The sequence below is a fragment of the Corallococcus sp. AB049A genome (genome assembly GCF_003668885.1).
Classification (GTDB): Bacteria; Myxococcota; Myxococcia; order Myxococcales; family Myxococcaceae; genus Corallococcus; species Corallococcus interemptor.
The window spans coordinates 1-441 of sequence record NZ_RAWL01001136.1 but is presented as its reverse complement, the minus strand read 5'-3'; the positions used below and the strand labels follow the sequence as shown (position 1 = coordinate 441).

The 441-nt window shown below is 71.0% G+C and carries 1 protein-coding gene; it reads left to right on the top strand.

What is annotated here, in order from left to right; all coding sequences use genetic code 11:
* Positions 1 to 339 (top strand): hypothetical protein (locus D7X55_RS46550; protein ID WP_199747424.1); only part of this gene is annotated, 339 nt, incomplete at its 5' end.
* Between the last annotated feature and the right edge of the window lie 102 nt (positions 340 to 441).

The following is a 441-nucleotide window of genomic DNA, read 5'->3' as shown; positions in this document are numbered from 1 at the left end:
GTCCCGTTGTGGACCAGCGTGTGGCTCCCGCACGGGCACCACGGCGCGGTCCATCCCGGTCCACGCCCGGGCTTCGGCACGCCGGTCGGTGCGCCGATCGGTGAAGGCACAGGCTACCGGCCGCCTGCGGTGGGCGTCGGCGTGCAGGTGCCGGCCGGCAGCGTGCTGGTCCGTGACAGCTGCCATGCGCTGCCGCCGCAGGACGTCTGTGCGCGCCTGCGTGACCGCCGCTGGGAACTGGACCGCCGTTACAACAGCGCGCTGCAGAGTGAGCGCACCGCCATCAGCAATGAACAGCGTGGCATCGACGCGCGCCTGTCGCGGGACTGCGAACGCTGAGCGCGATGCCTGCCTGGGCATGTACGCTGTGCGCATGAAGAACCTGATCTGGCTGGCCCTGGGCCTGTTCGCCGGCAACGCGTTGGCCGACGACGGGGTGAT